Source organism: Streptomyces sp. NRRL S-340 (genome assembly GCF_000720185.1).
GTDB lineage: Bacteria > Actinomycetota > Actinomycetes > Streptomycetales > Streptomycetaceae > Streptomyces.
This window is the reverse complement of the sequence record NZ_JOIY01000007.1, coordinates 64,574-82,962: the sequence shown is the minus strand read 5'-3', so window position 1 is coordinate 82,962 and position 18,389 is coordinate 64,574. Positions and strand designations below refer to the sequence as shown.

Sequence of the window (18,389 nt, the reverse complement as noted above, 5' to 3'; positions counted from 1 at the left end):
TGGTCCACAGGCTCGCACCGCGTCCGCCCGTATGGCGTACGGTGCGGCGCATGGCAAGTGTGCTCGTGGTCGAGGACGACCAGTTCGTACGCTCGGCGCTCATCCGTCACCTGACCGACGCCTCGCACACCGTGCGCAGCGTCGGTACGGCGCTGGAGGCGCTGCGCGAGGTCGCCCACCTCCGTTTCGACGTGGTCGTCCTGGACCTCGGACTGCCCGACCTGGACGGCGCCGAGGCCCTGAAGATGCTGCGCGGCATCACCGACGTGCCCGTCATCGTCGCCACCGCGCGCGACGACGAGGCGGAGATCGTCCGCCTGCTGAACGACGGGGCGGACGACTACCTGACCAAGCCGTTCTCGGTCGAGCACCTCTCGGCGCGGATGGCCGCCGTGCTGCGGCGCGTCCGCTCCGGCCCCGCCGGGGCCGCGCCGTCCACCGTCGTGCGCGTCGGCGGACTGACCGTCGACGCGCTGCGCCGCCGCGCCGAACTGGACGGCGTACGACTCGACCTGACCCGCCGTGAGTTCGACCTCCTCGCCTTCCTCGCCGGACGGCCCGGCGTCGTCGTGTCCCGCAAGGAACTGCTCGCGCAGGTGTGGCAGCAGTCCTACGGCGACGACCAGACCATCGACGTCCACCTCTCCTGGCTGCGGCGCAAGCTGGGTGAGACCGCCGCGCGGCCCCGCTACCTGCACACCCTGCGGGGCGTGGGCGTGAAGCTGGAGCCACCCGGAGCGGAGCCGGGGCGATGAGGTGGGCGCTGGTCAAGGTCTGCCTGGCGGTCACCACGATGGTCGTCGTCGCCTTCGCGGTCCCGCTGGGGCTCGTCATCAAGGAGATGGCCCGCGACCGCGCCTTCTCCAGCGCCGAGCGGCAGGCCGCCGCCGTCGCGCCCGCCCTGTCCATCACCACCGAACGCGACCAGCTGGAAAGGGCCGTCGCCGCGGCGGGCACGGACGGCCGGATGGCCGTGCACATCCCGGCGACCGAGGGCGGCGGTGCCGTCGACATCGGCCGGCACCGGGCCGCCGGGGCGGACATCGCGACCGTCCGGCGGATGGGCCGCGCCTCCACCACCGCGGTGTCCGGCGGATCCGCGCTGCTCCAGCCGGTCGCGCTCAGCTCCGGTGCCATCGCGGTCGTCGAGGTCTACGTCCCGCGGACCGAGGTCAGCAACGGCGTGGGCACGGCCTGGGCGGTGCTCGCCGGTGTCGGGGCCGCCCTCGTCGTCGGCTCGGTCGCCGTCGCCGACCGGCTCGGCGTGCGGATGGTGCGGCCCGCGCGGCGGCTCGCCGAGGGCGCGCACGAACTGGGGGAGGGCAAGCTGGGCGCGCGGGTGCCCGAGGAGGGACCGACCGAACTGCGCCGGGCGGCGGTCGCGTTCAACTCCATGGCCGACCAGGTCGTCCAGCTCCTCGCGGGCGAGCGGGAGCTGGCCGCCGACCTCTCCCACCGGCTGCGCACACCGCTGACCGTGCTGCGGCTCAACGCGGCGTCGCTGGGCGAGGGGCCGGCCGCCGAGCAGACCCGGGCCGCGGTCGCCCAGTTGGAGCGCGAGGTGGACACCATCATCCGCACGGCCCGGCAGGCCAAGCCGCGCACGGCGGCGGTGGGACCGGGCGCGGGCTGCGACGTGGCCGAGGTGGTCCGGGAACGGATGGAGTTCTGGTCCGCGCTCGCCGAGGACGAGGGCCGCAAGTGGCGGCTGGCCGGGGTCGAGCGGCCGGCGCGCGCACCGGTGGCCCGCGCCGACCTCGCGGCGGCGCTGGACGCCCTGCTGGGCAACGTCTTCCGGCACACCCCCGAGGGCACGGCGTTCGCCGTCGACGTGCACCACGCCGAGGACGCGGTGATCGTGCTCGTCTCCGACGCGGGTCCCGGCATACCCGACCCGGCCGCGGCCATGCTGCGCGGCCGGGGGTCGGGGAGCGAGGGATCCACCGGGCTCGGCCTGGACATCGTGCGCCGCCTCGCGGAGTCGACCGGCGGCGACGTGCGCATCGGCTCCTCCGTCCTCGGCGGCACGGAGGTACGCGTCTGGATCCAGCTGGACGGCCGCCGGCCGGAACGCAGGGGCCACCGGGGCGCGGTCCGCCGCCGCCGGCGCGCGGCGGCGGACCGAGCCGGCTCCGGCGGCGGCCGGGGAAGCCGTGCGGAGGGCCCGGCCGGTGCGGACCATTAACCGGCCCCGATGGCTTCCTTAAGCGCACCCTAAGATCCTCGACCGCCGCCCGGATCACGCTGATTGCCCGGTTCCGGATCGCTAGCGTGCTGCCGCACCGCACCCCTCCGAGGCCCCCCGGCCCCGGATCCCCGTGAACAGCGAAGGCAGGCAGGCACGATGAGCACGCACCGGCGCAGGATCAGCGGCAGGAGCAAGGCGACAGGCGCCCTGGTGGCGGCGGCCGTGGTCGGCGGCGGGGTGTTCGTGTTCACCGCCACCGCCCAGGCCGCCGGGACCGGGGCCGCGTACACGAGGACCAGCGACTGGTCGACGGGCTACACCGCCCAGTACGTGGTCACCAACAACAGCGGCGGGACCCAGAAGGACTGGACCCTGGAGTTCGACCTCCCGTCGGGCACGAAGCTGGGCTCCCTGTGGAACGGTGAGGCCGGCGTCAGCGGGCAGCACGTCACCGTGAAGCCCGCCAAGTGGGACACCGCCGGGCTCGCCCCCGGCAAGTCGGTCACCGTCGGCTTCGTCGTCGACGGCACCGGCGACCCGGCCGGCTGCCGGATCGACGGGGCCGCGTGCTCCGCGGACGGCGGCGCCACCCCGCAGCCCAGCGGCCGCCCCACCCAGTCCACGAGCCCGGCCCCGACGTCCGCCCCCACCACCACGACGCCCGCCCCCACGAAGACCTCGACGCCGACCGCGGACCCCACCCCGTCCCAGAGCACCGGCACCGGCACCACCGCGGGCGCCGGCTTCGCGCCCTACGTCGACACCTCCCTCTACCCCGCCTTCGACCTGACGGCGAGCGCCGACGCCACCGGCGTCAAGAACTACAACCTCGCCTTCATCACCGACGGCGGCGGCTGCACCCCCAAGTGGGGAGGCGTCACCGACCTCGGCGGCGACGCCGTCGCCGCACAGATCGGCGCGCTGCGCGCCAAGGGCGGTGACGTCCGCGTCTCCTTCGGCGGCGCCAACGGGTCCGAGCTGGCGACGAGCTGCTCCTCGGCGGACGCGCTGGCGGCGGCGTACGGCAAGGCCGTCGACCGGTTCGAGCTCACCAAGGTCGACTTCGACATCGAGGGCGGCGCGCTGCCCGACACCGCCGCCAACACCCGCCGCGCACAGGCCATCGCCAGGCTCCAGCGGCAGCACCCCGGCCTGGACGTCTCCTTCACTCTCCCCGTCATGCCCGAGGGCCTGACCCAGGACGGCGTCGACCTGCTGGCGGGCGCCAAGTCCGGCGGCGTGAAGATCTCCACCGTCAACATCATGGCGATGGACTACGGCGCCTCGTACAACGGCGACATGGGCGCCTACGCCGAGCAGGCCGCCACCGCCACCCAGGCCCAGGTCAAGGGTGTCCTCGGCCTGTCCGACAGCGCCGCCTGGAAGGCGGTCGCCGTCACCCCGATGATCGGCGTCAACGACGTCTCCACCGAGGTGTTCAAGGTCGACGACGCCGCCCAGCTGGTCGGCTTCGCCAGGGCCAAGGGTCTCGGCGGGCTGTCCATGTGGTCGGCCACCCGCGACAAGCAGTGCGCCGGCGGCCCCAAGCCGACGGCCGACGCGACGTGCAGCTCGGTCACCCAGGAACCGTTCGCCTTCAGCAAGGCGTTCGGCGCCTACAAGTGACCGGTGGGCGCGGCACACCCCTCGACTCCCGTGTGCCGCGCCCCGCCGGTCCCCCGCCCGCCCCCCGTGCGGCCGGTGGAACGAGGGCCGTCCGTCACACGGCGTCCACCGGCGGCAGCTGACCGGTCCGGGCCGCCCTGCCGTACCAGTGGGCGCTGGACTTCGGCGTCCGGGCCAGCGTCGCGTAGTCCACGTGGACGGCCCCGAACCGCTTGGCGTAGCCGTAGGCCCACTCGAAGTTGTCCATCAGGGACCACAGGTAGTACCCGCGCACGTCGGCGCCGTCCGCGTTGGCCCGGTGCACGGCCGACAGGTGGCCGTGCAGGTAGGCGATGCGCTCCGGGTCGTGCACCCGGCCGTCGTCGTCGATCTTGTCGGGGTAGGCCGCGCCGTTCTCCGTGACGTAGAGCGGAACCCCGGGGGCCTCACGGGTGTAGCGCATGATCAGCTCGTGCAGGCCGCCCGGATCGATCGTCCAGCCCATCTCGGTCTGCTCGCCCGGCGCCTGGTGGAAGGCCACGTCCTCCGAGCCCGGCCACGGCGAGTGCGCGCTCGACCCGTGTCCGTCGGCGCGCGGACCCTCGGGGGCCGTGTCCGCCGACGACACCAGGGCGGTCGTGTAGTAGTTGAGGCCGAGCGCGTCCAGCGGCTGCCGGACGGCGCGCAGGTCCCCGTCGAGGACGTACGACCAGTCGGTGAGCGACGAGGTCGCCTCCAGCAGCGTGGCCGGGTACGCGCCGTGCAGGATCGGGCCGTGGAAGACACCGCAGGCCAGGTCGTCGATGCGCTGGGCCGCGGCCAGGTCGGCCGGGTGCTGCGACAGCGGGCGGATCACCTGGGAGTTGAGGCTGACCGCGACCGAGGCACCGGCCGGGAGCACCGAGCGCAGCGCCTGGGTGCCCAGGCCGTGCGCCAGGTTCAGGTGGTGGGCGGCGCGCAGCGCGCCCAGGGGTTCGGTGCGGCCGGGCGCGTGCACCCCTGAGCCGTAGCCCAGGAAGGCGCTGCACCAGGGCTCGTTGAGCGTGATCCACTGCTCCACCCGGTCGCCCAGCGCCTCGCCGACGAGCTGCGCGTACTCCGCGAAGCGCAGCGCGGTCTCGCGCTCGGGCCAGCCGCCCGCGTCCTCCAGCTCCTGCGGCAGGTCCCAGTGGTAGAGGGTGACGGCGGGCCTGATGCCGTGGGCCAGCAGTTCGTCGACCAGGCGCCGGTAGAAGTCCAGGCCGGCCTGCGCGGCGGGGCCCCGGCCGGTGGGCTGCACGCGCGGCCAGGAGACCGAGAAGCGGTAGGCGTTCAGGCCGAGGCCGGCCATCAGGGCGACGTCGTCGCGGTAGCGGTGGTAGTGGTCGACGGCGACGTCGCCGGTGTCGCCGCCGGCCGTCGCGCCCGGCGTACGGCTGAAGGTGTCCCAGATCGAGGGCGTACGGCCGCCCTCCCGCACGGCTCCCTCGATCTGGTACGCGGAGGTCGCCGCGCCCCACAGGAAGTCGGGAGGAAACGTCACGGGCTTCGGTTCGGGCATGGAATCGCTCCCACGAGTCGGGTGGGCCTCATTATGCATGGGAGCGCTCCCACAGCAAAAGAGGGGACCACCCAGCCCGACCCCACCGCGCGGGGTGTCGCCCTCGGCCGTTCGGCGCACCGCCGGCACCGCCCGCACCGCCCGCTCGCCCCGAGTCCCGTCCCAGCCGCTCAGGCCGACGCCCGCACCACCAGTTCCGTCGGCAGCACCACCTCGCGGTGGCCGGTGCCGCGGTGGGCGATCTCGTCCATCAGGAGGTCGGCCATGGTGCGGCCCATCTCCTCCAGCGGCTGGCGGACGCTGGTCAGCGGCGGGTCGATGTGCCGCGCGACGATCGAGTCGTCGAAACCGACCAGGGCGACGTCGTGCGGCACCCGCAGCCCCGAGGCGCGCAGTTCCAGTACCGCGCCCGAGGCCATGACGTCGGAAGCGGCGAAGACGGCGTCGAGACCGGGCCGCCGGTTCAGCAGCTCCCGCATGGCGGCGCGCCCGCCCTCCTCCGTGAAGTCGCCCCGCGCGATGAGGTCCTCGTCGGCGGGCAGACCCGCCTCCTCCAGGGCCGCGCGGTAACCGTCGAGCCGGGCCTGGGCCGCGTCCATGTCCAGCGGCCCCGTGATGGTGCCGATGCTCCGCCGCCCGCCCGCCACCAGGTGCCGCACCGCCGCCCGTGCGCCCCCGCTGTTGTCCGCGCGGACGTGCCCCAGCCGTTCCCGGTCGCTGCGCCGCCCGGCCAGCACGGTCGGCACCGCCAGCTCCTCCAGCCGGTCGGGGAGCGTGTCGTCGCTGTGGACCGCCATCATCAGGACGCCGTCCACGCGTTGCGCGGACAGGTACGTGGCGAGGCGGGCGTACTCCTTCTCGTCCCGCGCCAGCACCAGCAGCAACTGCATGCCCGCGCTGGCCAGTCCGGTCGACACGCCCCGGATGATCCCCGAGAAGTACGGCTCGGAGAAGAGCCGGGTCTCCGCCTCCGGGACGACCAGGGCCACCGAGTCGGTGCGCCGGGTGACCAGGGAGCGGGCGGCGCGGTTGGGGACGTAGCCGAGTTCGGCGATGGCCTGTTCCACCGCCGCCCGCGAGCGATCGCTCACCTTCGGGGAGCCGTTGATCACCCGGGAGACCGTGCCCCTGCCGACCCCGGCGCGGGCGGCCACGGCGTTCAGGGTGGGGCGCCGGACGTCCGCTGGCCTCGGGGGCGGTTCGGCGGGGCTCATCGTTCACCTTCCGGCGGTTGCGGTGGGGGTCCGCTCATTCTGACCCAGAAATTCCGGACACCGCCCCGGCCGACCGCACCGCGGGCGCCACCGGCCCGCCAATCCCTGTGTGACCTGCGTGAATCCGGCGCGAGACCGTTCGATGACGGGCCGGTTACGGGCGGGTGCGTGACACGTTCACGTGACGTGCGGAACACGCTTGCGCAACAACGCCGTTTTCAACTCTTGACACCTGGCCCGGCAGCAAGGAGTCTTCCGGCATGCCGCGTGGGAGCGGTCCCACGGAGCGTCGGGACTCCCTCCCGTGCGGACCCCAGTACCAACGGCCCTTCCCTCTATCTCGCATGGCACACCGTTGACCAGCACCTTCGCACCGCACGCCGCGTGCTGTGGGCTGGCCGCTGCTCGAACCGAGAGGGCAGGTCCGAACCGCCGGAGCACCGGCGGCCTGATTCCTTTGAGGCCCCGTTCCCCCTGGAACAAGGAGTAGTGGAATGCGCATCACCCGTACCGGCGGCGGTCGAGGCCGCAGAGCAGCGGCCCTGACCACGACGGTCCTGACGGCCTCGGCCGTCCTGCTGACCGGCTGCAGCAGCGACAGCGACTCGGACAGCTCGGACGCCAACGGGAAGATCACCCTCAAGGTGGCCGACTACGGGCAGTTCGGCTACAAGGAGGCCGGCCTGTTCGCCCAGTACCAGAAGCTGCACCCGAACATCACGGTGAAGGAAGAGACCACCGCGAACGAGCAGGACTACTACCCGAAGCTGCTTCAGCAGCTGAACGCGGGCAACGGTCTGGCGGACGTCACGGGTATCGAGGTCGGGCGCATCAAGGAGGTCGTCGACACCCAGGCGGGCAAGTTCGCCGACCTGAGCAAGTCGATCAACGTCACCGACTGGGTGTCCTGGAAGGAGAAGCAGGCCACCGCCAAGGACGGCTCGGTCATCGGCGCCGGCACCGACATCGGCCCCATGTCGCTGTGCTACCGCCGGGACCTCTTCCAGCAGGCCGGCCTGCCCAGCGACCGCGAGGCCGTCGCCAAGGCCGTCGCGGGCGGCTGGGAGGACTACCTCAAGCTCGGCGAGCAGTACAAGAAGAAGGCGCCGTCCGGCACTTACTTCATGGACTCCGCGAGCGCCATGTACAACGCGGTCGTCAGCTCGTCCCCGAAGCAGTACTACGACGCCGACGGCAAGGCGGTCTACAAGGACAGCGAGTCCGTCAAGCAGGGCTGGAACCTGGCCGCCGAGGCCGCCGCGAAGAAGCTCAGCCAGGGCGTGCCGCAGTTCCAGGACCCGTGGCAGGCCGCACTGCGCAAGGGCACCATCGCCTCCATGGCGTGCCCGGCCTGGATGGCCGCCCAGATCACGACCTACTCCGGTGACAACTACAAGGGCAAGTGGGACATCGCCCGTGCGCCCGGTTCGGCCGCGGCCAACTGGGGCGGCTCCTTCCTCGCGGTGCCCAAGGGCGGCAAGCACGTCAAGGAGGCCACCGACCTGGTCAAGTGGCTGACCGCTCCCGAGCAGCAGGCCGCCGTGTTCAAGGCGGTCGGTGTCTTCCCGTCGAACAAGGGCGCCTACGAGCTGGCCAGCGTGAAGAACGCGACCCTGCCGTACTTCAACAACGCCCCGGTCGGCCAGATCTACGCCGAAGAGGCCAAGTCCATCCCCGAGGCGGTGCTCGGCCCGAAGGACGCCGCGATCAAGGACACGATCTCCACGCAGATCAACAACATGGAGCAGCGCGGTACTTCGCCCGACAAGGCGTGGGACGCCGCGACCGAATCGATCGACAAGGCGATCGGCTGACACCCGCCGGTGCGGGCGGTCCCCGGGCCGCCCGCACCGGCCGCGCACCCGGCGCCGCGCAGCGGCCGCCGGCGCGGCACGGGAACGTCCGCACCAGGCCCGGCCGCCGCAGGCTGGGCCGCAGCGGTGTTTCCGGTGAGCGGCCCGGCGGTGAGCGGCCCGGCGGTGGCGAGCGGGCCGCGGTGGCCGGGCGGCGGTGAGCGGCCCGGCGAGGGCAGGATCCGGTGGCCCGGCCCGGCGGCGGGCCCCGGCGGCGAGGACCGCCGGCCCGCCCGGGTGCGGCACCCACCGGCAGGCCGGGGCGGCTGAACTCCGCGGCGGGCCCCGGTCTTCGTCCCCTCCCGCCTCCGTCCACGTGCCGCCGCCGGGCCCTGCCGCGGCCCGCCCGGCACCGCGGCGACCGGGCCCGCAGCGCCCCTGCCGCCGGCCTGCCGGCCACCTCCCGATGCCCTACCGATCGCCTGCCGGTCCGCGCAGGGAGCGGCGGGGACGCGGCGGACCCCGTGCCGGCGCCCGTGCACCCGACCTCCGCTCCGCCCCCGCCCCCTACCCGGCCGAAACCTCCCAGGGAAGGACTCCCTCCGTGGCAACGACAACCCCCGCACGGGGCGCCTACACCCCGCCACCCGGCGGCACCGGCGCCGCGCCGAACGGACGCGCCAAGTGGCGCAGCCGGCTGTGGCGCCTGGACGACAAGGTCTCGCCGTACGCGTACATCGCCCCCTTCTTCCTCGTCTTCGGTGCCTTCGGGCTCTACCCGCTCCTCTACACCGGCTGGATCGCCCTGCACCGCGTGGAGCTGACGGGCCTCGACCAGTCGCAGTGGGTCGGCTTCGACAACTTCTCGAAGATCCTCCAGGACTCCGAGTTCTGGACGGCCGTCACCAACACCTTCATCATCGGCGTCATCTCGACCGTCCCCCAGCTGCTCGTGGCGCTGGGCCTCGCCCACCTGCTCAACTACAAGCTGCGCGCCAGCACGTTCTGGCGGACGGTGATCCTCACCCCGTACGCCACCTCGGTGGCCACCGCAGCCCTGGTCTTCGCTCTCGTCTTCCGCGCCGACGGCGGCTTCCTCAACTGGGTGCTGCACTTCTTCGGCGCGGGCAACACCGACTGGGGCAACGGGGAGTGGACGTCCAAGATCGCCATCTCGGTCATCGTGATCTGGCGCTGGACCGGCTACAACGCCCTGATCTACCTGGCGGCGATGCAGGCGGTGCCGACCGACCTGTACGAGGCGGCGTCGATCGACGGAGCCACGCGCTGGCAGCAGTTCCGCAAGGTGACCATCCCCTCGCTGCGTCCGACGATCCTGTTCACCATCGTCATCTCGACGATCGGCTCCATGCAGCTCTTCGGTGAACCCCTGCTGCTCCAGGGCGGCACACTCGGCGCCGTCGGAGGCAGCGAGCACCAGTACGAGACCCTCAGCATCTACCTCTACAACTACGGCTGGAAGCTGCAGCACCTGGGCCCGGCCGCCGCCGTCGCCTGGGCCATGCTCGTCCTGCTGCTGCTCATCGCACTGATCAACTGGATCGTCGGCCGGCTCGTGCGCAAGAGCGCGGCCTGACGGGAGCGATATCGATGACCACGACTCATCCCGAAAAGAGCGCTCCGGCCCTCGCCCCGGCATCGCTGCCCGCCTCCCCGCAGCGGGGCCGCGGCCGTTTCAGGATCGGCGCCGGACAGCAGCTCAAGGGCGGCCCGTTCACCTACATCGCCCTGGTCGTCGTCGGCCTGGGCTCGATCTTCCCGCTGTACTGGACGCTGGTGGCCGCCTCCCACGACCAGCAGCGGGTCCTCGACAGCCCGCCGCCGCTGATCCCGGGCGGCAAGCTGTGGCACAACCTCCAGGCGGCCTGGGAGCAGGCCAACCTCGGCAAGGCCATCGTCAACAGCGTCATCGTGGCCGGCTCCATCACCGTGGCCACGCTGTTCTTCTGCACGCTGGCCGGGTACGCCTTCGCCAAGATGCGCTTCCGGGGCCGCGGCGCGCTGATGACCGCGGTCATCGCCACCCTGACCATCCCGCCGCAGCTCAGCGTCGTCCCGCTGTTCATGCTGATGGCGGACATCGGGTGGGGCAACAAGCTGGAGTCGGTGATCTTCCCGACCCTGGTCGGCGCCTTCGGTGTCTTCTTCATGCGCCAGTACCTGCTGGAGGCCCTGCCCTACGAGCTGATCGAGGCCGCCAAGGTGGACGGCGCGAGCAACATCCGCATCGTGTGGAGCGTCGTGCTGCCCGCGGCCCGCCCGGCGATGATGGTGCTCGGCATGCTCACCTTCGTCCAGGCGTGGAACGACTTCTTCTGGCCCTTCCTCGCGCTGAACCAGGAGAACCCCACCCTCCAGGTGGCGCTCGGCCAGCTCAGCGCCTCCTACACCCCGGACCAGAGCATCGTCATGGCCGGAGCCCTGATCAGCACGCTGCCGCTGCTGGTGGTCTTCATCGTCTTCGGCAAGCAGATCGTCGGCGGCATCATGGCGGGCGCGGTCAAGGGCTGACCCGCCCGCACCCGCCCCGGCAGACCCGCCCGCACCGGTTCACCTCCCCCCGTCCCACCCCGCACCACCCGTCAACCGCACCCCTGCACCGTCTCGTCCGCGGGCCGGGCGCGTACCCCCGCGCCCGCCCGCATCCCCCACCGGGCCCCGGTCGGGGCCCTTTCCGCACGCCACTCCTGGGAGCGCTCTCACGATGACCGCCGTACGACCCGAGACCACTGCCCGGCAGACCTCCGCCACCGCCTTCCCCACCGGCTTCGTCTGGGGCGCCGCCACCGCCGCCTACCAGGTGGAGGGCGCCGCCGCCGAGGACGGCCGCACCCCCTCCATCTGGGACACCTTCAGCCACACCCCCGGCAAGGTCCTCAACGGCGACACCGGCGACATCGCCGCCGACCACTACCACCGCTACCGCGACGACGTGGCGCTGATGAAGGACCTCGGCCTGAAGGCGTACCGGTTCTCCGTCTCCTGGTCCCGGGTCCAGCCCACCGGCCGGGGACCCGCCGTCGAGCGCGGCCTGGACTTCTACCGCCGCCTCACCGACGAACTGCTCCAGGCGGGCATCACCCCCGTCGCCACCCTCTACCACTGGGACCTGCCCCAGGAACTGGAGGACGCCGGCGGCTGGCCGCACCGCGACACCGCGCACCGCTTCGCCGAGTACGCCGAGATGACCGCCCGCGCCCTCGGCGACCGCGTCGGCGTGTGGACCACCCTCAACGAGCCCTGGTGCAGCGCCTTCCTCGGCTACGGCTCCGGCGTGCACGCCCCGGGACGCACGGACCCGGCCGCCACCCTGCGCGCCGCGCACCACCTCAACCTGGCGCACGGCCAGGCGGTCGGGGCGCTGCGCTCGGTGCTGCCCGCGTCCGCGCAGACCTCCATCACCCTCAACCTGCACCAGGTGCGCCCGCTCACCGGCAGCCCCGAGGACGCCGAGGCCGCCCGCCGCATCGACGCGGTCGGCAACCGGATCTTCACCGGCCCGATCCTGGACGGCGCCTACCCGGAGGACCTGCTCGCGGACACCGCGCACCTCGTCGACTGGGGACAGCTGGTGCACGACGGCGACCTGGCCGAGATCTCCCGCCCGATCGACGTCCTCGGCGTCAACTACTACGCGCCGACCGTGGTCTCCCACTCCGCCGGCGGCGCCGCCACGAAGAACGACGGGCACGGCGCCAGCGACCACTCCCCGTGGACCGGCTCCGACCACGTCGCCTTCCACCTCGCCAACGACCAGCTCACGGCGATGAACTGGGCCATCGACGCCGAGGGCCTGCACACCCTGCTGACCGGCCTGGCCGCCACGCACCCCGGTCTGCCGCTGATGGTCACCGAGAACGGCGCCGCCTTCGACGACTACGTCTCGCCCGAGGGCCGGGTCAACGACCCGCGGCGCATCGCGTACCTCCACTCCCACCTGGACGCCGTACTCCGGGCCGTCGCGGACGGCGCGGACGTGCGCGGCTACTTCCTGTGGTCCCTGCTGGACAACTTCGAATGGTCCTACGGCTACTCGAAGCGCTTCGGCGCCGTCTACGTCGACTACGGCACCCAGCGCCGCATCCCCAAGCAGAGCGCGCACTGGTACGCGGGCGTGATCCGGGACAACGCGCTGCCCTCGGCCGGCTGAGCCCGGACGGCGGGCGGCGGAGCAGCCGGGGGAGGGGAGCAGGAGGGCCGGGAGGAAGGCGGCGCGCGGGCCCGGGCACGAGACCACGGGGGGCGGGCCCGCGCGGGACCATGGGGCCAGGGGGCTCCGGGCCCGGCTGTTACATTCCTGACCTGGATTCCTGGCCTGACGGCTGCGAACGGAAGGCGGCGACTATGGCGGTCAACGGTGGGCGGGGCCGGGGTGGCGGCCGGCCGACCCTGGAGGAGGTCGCCGCCCGGGCCGGTGTGGGCCGCGGCACGGTCTCCCGCGTGATCAACGGTTCGCCGCGGGTCAGCGACGCCACCCGCGCGGCGGTCCAGGCGGCGGTCGCGGAACTCGGCTACGTCCCCAACACCGCCGCCCGCGCGCTGGCCGCCAACCGCACCGACGCGATCGCCCTGGTGGTCCCGGAGCCGGAGACCCGGTTCTTCGCGGAGCCGTACTTCTCCGACATGCTGCGCGGGGTCGGGGCCGAACTCACCGACACCGAGATGCAGTTGCTGCTGATCTTCGCGGGCGGCGACCGGGAACGCCGGCGGCTCGCCCAGTACCTGGCCGCGCACCGGGTGGACGGCGTGCTGCTGGTGTCCGTCCACGCGGACGATCCGCTGCCCGACCTGGTGGCGCAGCTGGAGATCCCCGCGGTGATCAGCGGCCCGCGGTCCGCGGCGGAGGCGCTGACCTCGGTGGACTCCGACAACTACGGCGGCGCCCGCTCGGCGGTGGAGCACCTGCTCTCCCGCGGCCGCCGCCGCATCGCGCACATCACCGGCCACATGGACGTCTACGGCGCCCAGCGTCGCGTGGACGGCTACCGCGACGCGCTCGGCGACGCGGGTCTCGGCGTCGACGAACACCTCGTGGAACAAGGCGACTTCACCGAGGAGGGCGGGCGCCGGGCAATGACGCGCCTGCTGGAGCGGGCGCCCGGGCTGGACGCGGTCTTCGCCGGTTCGGACGTCACCGCGGCGGGCGCCCGCCAGGTGCTGCGCGCCTCGGGCCGCCGCATCCCGGAGGACGTGGCCCTGGTCGGCTACGACGACTCCGCCATCGCCCGCCACATGGACCCGCCGCTGACCAGCGTCCGCCAGCCCATCGAGGAGATGGGCCGCGCGATGATCGACCTGCTCCTGACGGAGATCGCAGGCCGCCGCCCGGCCGGCGCCGCCGCACCGGAACGGCGGCACGCCGTGCTGCCCACGGAACTGGTCGTCCGCACGTCGTCGTGACGCCGTGGGCAGGACGCCGGAGCAGCGCAGCCGTGCCGGTCCGGAGGACGTGCCGTCACCGTGGCGGCCCGGGGAAGCACCGGACCGGACCGCAGCGGCGCCTTCACCGTGCCGGTTCCCGGCCGGGCCCGCACCGTCGACGGATCGAGGCGCGGGCCGCGCACCGCGTCGTCACCGCCCCGGTGCCGGCGCCCGCCACACGGTCTCGCCGTCCCGGCTCTCCCCGGTCGGCGCGAGTCCGGCGGACGCGGCGACGGCGGCGGAGGCGCGGTGGCCGGGGTGGATGTACGCGACGACGCTGCCCACCCCCGCCCGCCCGAGCAGCCCGACCAGCGCGCGGGCCGCCTCCGAGGCGAACCCCCGCCGCTGCCAGGCCGACCCCACCACCCAGGCGATCTCGGCCGTCTCCCTCCCGTGCACGGTGGCCTGTACGGTCCCCACCAGCGGGCCGTCCGCCCGCTCACCGGGGCCGCCCCCCTGGCCGTGCGGGCGCAGCCGCAGCACCCAGTTGCACCAGGAGACGTCCGGGTCGCCGGATCCGGCCACGAGCCGTTCGTAGCGCGCCCGCAGCTCGTCGGCGCCGAGCGGCGCACCGCCGATGAAGGTGTGCAGCGCCGGGTCGGACAGCACGGCGGCCATCTCCGCGGCATGTCCGGCCCGCAGCGGGACCAGATCGAGGCGGTCGGTACGGACGGGCTCGGTACGCACGGAGGACTCCCGGAAACGACATCGGCCGGTGATCGCGACATCTGTCGCGGCCACCGGCCGATCCCACAGGGTGAGTGACGGGACTCGAACCCGCGGCATCCTGGACCACAACCAGGTGCTCTACCAGCTGAGCTACACCCACCATGACCGGTGGCGGTGAATCTGTCGTTTCCCCGACCGGCCGAGAAAAAGTGTACAGGGTCCGAAGGGGTGCTCGCGCACGTGTTTCGCGGCGCCCCTTCCCGGGCCCTTTCTAACCCTGCTGAGCAGGCAGGACGTACTTCGCGGCGATCGCCTTGGCGCTGTCGGAGTCGGGGCCGGGCTGCGGGACGAAGACGGCCTCGCGGTAGTAGCGCAACTCCGCGATGGACTCGCGGATGTCGGCGAGGGCGCGGTGGTTGCCGTTCTTCTCCGGGCTGTTGAAGTACGCCCTCGGGTACCAGCGGCGGGCCAGTTCCTTGATGGAGGAGACGTCGACGATGCGGTAGTGGAGGTAGCCCTCCAGGTCCGGCATGTCGCGCAGCAGGAAGCTGCGGTCGGTGCCGACCGAGTTCCCGCACAGGGGCGCCTTGCCGGGCTCCTTCACGTGCTCGCGGACGTAGGCGAGGACCTGCTCCTCGGCGTCCTTCAGCGTCGTGCCGCCGGCCAGTTCCGCGAGCAGGCCGGACGCGGTGTGCATCTGACGCACCACCTCCGGCATCGTCTCCAGCGCCGCGTCCGGCGGGCGGATGACGATGTCGACCCCCTCGCCGAGTACGTTCAGCTCGGAGTCGGTGACGAGGGCGGCCACCTCGATGAGAGCGTCGTCGGACAGCGAGAGACCGGTCATCTCGCAGTCGATCCACACCATGCGATCGTTCATGTGTCTCACCTTACGGCGCGCCGCGGCGCGCCGGACCGGCCGTGCGCGACCTCGCACCGGACGCGGCGGGGGGAGCGCGGTCACCGCGCTCCCCCCGCCGTCCGCCGCCTCAGTTACCGCTGCGCTGGCCCGGCAGGCTCGCCGACAGGGCCGCCGGGGTGCGCCGCCCCGGGTGGGCCGGCGGGCCGTCGGGGTGCAGCGACGAGGGAACCGGCCCCGATGGCTGCGGGACCCCCAGGAGGGGACCCGGGCCGGCTCCCGGCCCCGCCGCGCCCAGCGGCGACTCCGCCTCGGCCGGGCGCTCTCCCTGCGGACGCCGGGCCCGGTACGCCGCCCGGTAGGCGGCCGGGGACGATCCCAGCTGCCGCCGGAAGTGGCCGCGCAGCGCCACGGGGGAGCGGAAGCCGCAGCGGCCCGCGACCTCGTCCACCGAGTAGTCCGACGTCTCCAGCAGCCGCTGTGCCTGGAGCACCCGCTGGGTGATCAGCCACTGCAGCGGCGCGCTGCCGGTGAGCGAGCGGAAGCGGCGGTCGAACGTACGCCGGCTCATGTAGGCGCGCGCGGCCAGCGTCTCCACGTCGAACTGCTCGTGGAGGTGTTCCAGCGCCCAGGCGACGACCTCGGCGAGCGGGTCGGCGCCGATCTCCTCGGGTAAAGACCTGTCCAGGTAGCGTTCCTGGCCTCCGCTGCGGCGCGGTGGCACGACCAGGCGGCGGGCCAGCGCGCCGGCCGCCTCGTTGCCGTGGTCGGTGCGCACGATGTGCAGGCACAGGTCGATCCCGGCCGCGGTGCCCGCCGACGTCAGCACGTCGCCGTCGTCGACGAACAGCTCGCGCGGATCGACGTGCACCGACGGGTAGCGCTTGGCCAGCGTCGGCGCGTACATCCAGTGGGTGGTGGCGGGACGGCCGTCCAGCAGGCCGGCCGCGGCCAGGACGAAGGCCCCGGTGCACAGGCCCACGATGCGGGCGCCCTCCTCGTGCGCCCGGCGCAGCGCGTCGAGCGCCTCTTCCGGCGGTGGCGCGGTGATCGAACGCCAGGCGGGCACGACGACGGTGCCCGCCCGTGAGATCGCCTCCAGGCCATGCGGCGCGGTGAGTTCCAGGCCCCCTGTGGTCCGCAGCGGGCCTTCCTCACCGGCCGCCACCAGCAGGCGGTAGCGCGGTACTCCGGCGTCCTGGCGGTCGATCCCGAACACCGACAGCGGTATGGAACTCTCGAAGATGGGGCCGCCGCTGAACAGCAGCACCGCGACGATCTCCTTGCGGCGGCGCCCGGACAGTTTCCGGGCCGCGTTTTCCGGCGCGGCAGTGGAGTCGTGGCTCATACTGCTAAGCCCCCCTCGGTGGTCGCGGCTCCTCGGTTGTGTCGCTCCTGCACGTTTCCCCTCGGTCCTGCACGAGTCCCCCGCCGTAAGACAGTCAAGATCGAATCTACTGCGTCCCGCCGTGCCGCGGTGACCAGTTCGACACCCGGCACATTGTCGACATGGCAACTTGGCGTGAAGCATTCGATCACGAAGCGTTGCACTCCCACGGCGTGCAGGGAAGTGCGCCTCGTGGCGGTGGCCAATCCACGTAGGGTGCGCGGTGCTCCCGGGACCCTTTCCGTGCAGGTCAAACGCGGGTTGAGGGGGTGCGGGACGGGGGGATGCGCGAGTTCAAGAAGTTGGCTGAAAAGATGCGGTCGCGTGCGCGGAAACCGGTCAGTTGACCGGTGTCGTTCCCCCCGAGTGCCGACCGCCCCGGTGCGCGCCCGTGCCCGTCCGCTGGTGCCGGCCGCGGTGCGGGGCGCGCTCCTCGGCGCGCAGCCGGGCCGCCCCCCGCTCCGACTGCCGCAGCAGGACGCGGCAGGCCCCGGTGACGGCCGCCAGGCCCAGCGCGGCCCCGAGGGCACCGGCCGGCGAGGTGCCGTGCCAGAGCAGGACCACCGGGACCAGGACGCAGCTGAACAGGGCCCAGCGGACCACGTCGCCCGCGCTGTCGCCGGCGGCCTGCGCCCGCTCCGCCGGCCGCTCGCCGGACGCGTCGGGCACCGGCCCGGGTGCGGGCGGCGAGGAGTGCCTTCCGGGGGCGGTACGGGGTCCGGACACGGCGTGCTCCCTCTCGGTGCTCCCTGGGCGACGGCTCACCGGGTTCAACGCGTGTTCGATCCGCCGGTCACTGTACGGAGCCGAAGGACACCGGTACGGCGGCGCCCGGCCCGGCGGCGGGCGCCGCCGTACCGGGCCGCCGGCCGTGCCGGGGCACGTGAATCCCGTGCGAACCGCCTGTACGGGGCAGCAACCATTGCGTTACGGGCGGCTGTCGTGCATGCTCCGGTGAACCGCCACGGAGCGTGTGCGGGATCTGGGCCAAGGAGGAGTGCGGCCGTACCCTTGCGGGTATGGGGACGGGAAGACGATTCCCGGACACAGCTCCGCCGCAGATTGCCGTCCCCGACAAAGGATCACATCGCCGAGACAGCCATGGCCGGTCACGAATTCTTCGAACACGCGGACCGCAAGCGGCCGGTCGCCGACCCCACGGCGGCCGAACCCCTGGCGGCACAAGAGCTACGCCATCCCTGCGATCCGGCGTTCAAGCACGGCGTCGTCGTCGGCTTCGACGGATCGGACTCCAGCGAGCGAGCCCTCGCCTACGCGATCGGGATGGCGCACCGCACCCGGTCCGGTCTGATCATCGTGCATGTGGCCAACCGGCTGCCCACCACGGTCTGGGCGGGCTGCGAACCGCCGGTCTTCGTGGACGTGCCCGACCACCGCACCGAGGTCCTCGGCCTGGAGCTGGCGTGCGCGGAGTACCTCGCCGAGGTGCCCTGGATCCTGGTCGAGCGCGGCGGCGACATCTGCCACGAACTGGAAGAGGTCGGCAAGGAGTACGCGGCGGACGCCATCGTGGTCGGCTCCACGCACGGCATCGTGGGCCGCGTCTTCGGATCGGTCGCGGGCCGGCTCGCCAAGCGGGCGCAGCGTCCGGTCGTGGTCATCCCCTGACGACACGGCCGCCGGTCGTGGTCATCCCCTGACGTCACGGCGTCCGGCCGTGGTCATCTCCTG

Annotated in this window: 15 protein-coding genes and 1 tRNA gene; 9 read left to right on the top strand and 7 right to left on the bottom strand. The window is 73.1% G+C overall.

The window, feature by feature from the left end; genetic code table 11:
• The first annotated feature begins 50 nt into the window (after window positions 1–50).
• The 3 genes from IG64_RS06825 (at window position 51) to IG64_RS06815 (ending at window position 3,814) form a co-directional block, all read left to right on the top strand.
• On the top strand, window positions 51–755 hold the full coding sequence (locus tag IG64_RS06825) for a response regulator transcription factor (RefSeq protein ID WP_037853111.1): 705 nt from the start codon (window positions 51–53) through the stop codon (window positions 753–755).
• Window positions 752–2,185, top strand: coding sequence for a sensor histidine kinase (locus IG64_RS06820; protein WP_051812434.1), 1,434 nt, complete (start codon window positions 752–754; stop codon window positions 2,183–2,185). The genes IG64_RS06825 and IG64_RS06820 overlap by 4 nt, the downstream gene beginning before the upstream one ends.
• A 159-nt stretch (window positions 2,186–2,344) precedes the next feature.
• Entirely contained in the window at window positions 2,345–3,814 is a 1,470-nt protein-coding gene (locus IG64_RS06815) for a cellulose binding domain-containing protein (protein WP_037853109.1), read from the top strand.
• A 94-nt stretch (window positions 3,815–3,908) separates the two neighbouring features.
• Here IG64_RS06815 and IG64_RS06810 read toward each other — a convergent pair whose 3' ends face one another.
• Window positions 3,909–5,333, bottom strand: coding sequence for a GH1 family beta-glucosidase (locus tag IG64_RS06810; RefSeq protein WP_037853107.1), 1,425 nt, complete (start codon window positions 5,331–5,333; stop codon window positions 3,909–3,911).
• Between the two features lie 170 nt (window positions 5,334–5,503).
• Window positions 5,504–6,547, bottom strand: a complete 1,044-nt coding sequence (locus IG64_RS06805; protein WP_037853105.1) for a LacI family DNA-binding transcriptional regulator — start codon at window positions 6,545–6,547, stop codon at window positions 5,504–5,506.
• Between the two features lie 494 nt (window positions 6,548–7,041).
• Between IG64_RS06805 and IG64_RS06800 the strand changes: the two genes are divergently transcribed.
• From IG64_RS06800 to IG64_RS06780, 5 genes are all read left to right on the top strand, one after another.
• Complete coding sequence (locus tag IG64_RS06800; RefSeq protein WP_037853103.1) at window positions 7,042–8,361, top strand: ABC transporter substrate-binding protein; 1,320 nt, start codon at window positions 7,042–7,044, stop codon at window positions 8,359–8,361.
• Window positions 8,362–8,944: 583 nt separating this feature from the next.
• Window positions 8,945–9,937: a carbohydrate ABC transporter permease gene (locus tag IG64_RS06795; protein WP_037853101.1), complete on the top strand. Its 993-nt coding sequence runs from the start codon at window positions 8,945–8,947 to the stop codon at window positions 9,935–9,937.
• Window positions 9,938–9,951: 14 nt separating this feature from the next.
• On the top strand, window positions 9,952–10,872 hold the full coding sequence (locus IG64_RS06790; RefSeq protein ID WP_037853099.1) for a carbohydrate ABC transporter permease: 921 nt from the start codon (window positions 9,952–9,954) through the stop codon (window positions 10,870–10,872).
• A gap of 193 nt (window positions 10,873–11,065) precedes the next feature.
• Window positions 11,066–12,511 carry a GH1 family beta-glucosidase gene (locus tag IG64_RS06785; RefSeq protein WP_037853097.1) on the top strand — a complete coding sequence of 482 codons (1,446 nt, stop codon included), beginning with the start codon at window positions 11,066–11,068 and terminating at the stop codon, window positions 12,509–12,511.
• A 194-nt stretch (window positions 12,512–12,705) separates the two neighbouring features.
• A complete protein-coding gene (locus IG64_RS06780) occupies window positions 12,706–13,761 on the top strand; it encodes a LacI family DNA-binding transcriptional regulator (protein ID WP_037853095.1) in 1,056 nt (351 codons plus the stop codon).
• 171 nt (window positions 13,762–13,932) lie between these two features.
• Here IG64_RS06780 and IG64_RS06775 read toward each other — a convergent pair whose 3' ends face one another.
• The 5 genes from IG64_RS06775 to IG64_RS06755 all read right to left on the bottom strand — a co-directional run bounded on the left by IG64_RS06775 (window position 13,933) and on the right by IG64_RS06755 (window position 17,366).
• Window positions 13,933–14,469 (bottom strand): GNAT family N-acetyltransferase, encoded by a 537-nt coding sequence (locus IG64_RS06775; protein WP_037853092.1) that lies wholly within the window; start codon window positions 14,467–14,469, stop codon window positions 13,933–13,935.
• A gap of 69 nt (window positions 14,470–14,538) precedes the next feature.
• Window positions 14,539–14,611, bottom strand: a tRNA-His gene (locus IG64_RS06770).
• Window positions 14,612–14,722: 111 nt separating this feature from the next.
• Window positions 14,723–15,331 (bottom strand): oligoribonuclease, encoded by a 609-nt coding sequence (gene orn, locus IG64_RS06765; RefSeq protein WP_037853091.1) that lies wholly within the window; start codon window positions 15,329–15,331, stop codon window positions 14,723–14,725.
• A 109-nt stretch (window positions 15,332–15,440) separates the two neighbouring features.
• Window positions 15,441–16,658, bottom strand: coding sequence for a helix-turn-helix domain-containing protein (locus IG64_RS06760; protein ID WP_037853090.1), 1,218 nt, complete (start codon window positions 16,656–16,658; stop codon window positions 15,441–15,443).
• 378 nt (window positions 16,659–17,036) lie between these two features.
• A complete protein-coding gene (locus tag IG64_RS06755) occupies window positions 17,037–17,366 on the bottom strand; it encodes a hypothetical protein (RefSeq protein WP_051812432.1) in 330 nt (109 codons plus the stop codon).
• 432 nt (window positions 17,367–17,798) lie between these two features.
• On the opposite strand from IG64_RS06755, the gene IG64_RS06750 reads away from it, so the two are divergent.
• A complete protein-coding gene (locus IG64_RS06750) occupies window positions 17,799–18,326 on the top strand; it encodes a universal stress protein (protein ID WP_037853088.1) in 528 nt (175 codons plus the stop codon).
• The last annotated feature ends 63 nt before the right edge of the window (window positions 18,327–18,389 follow it).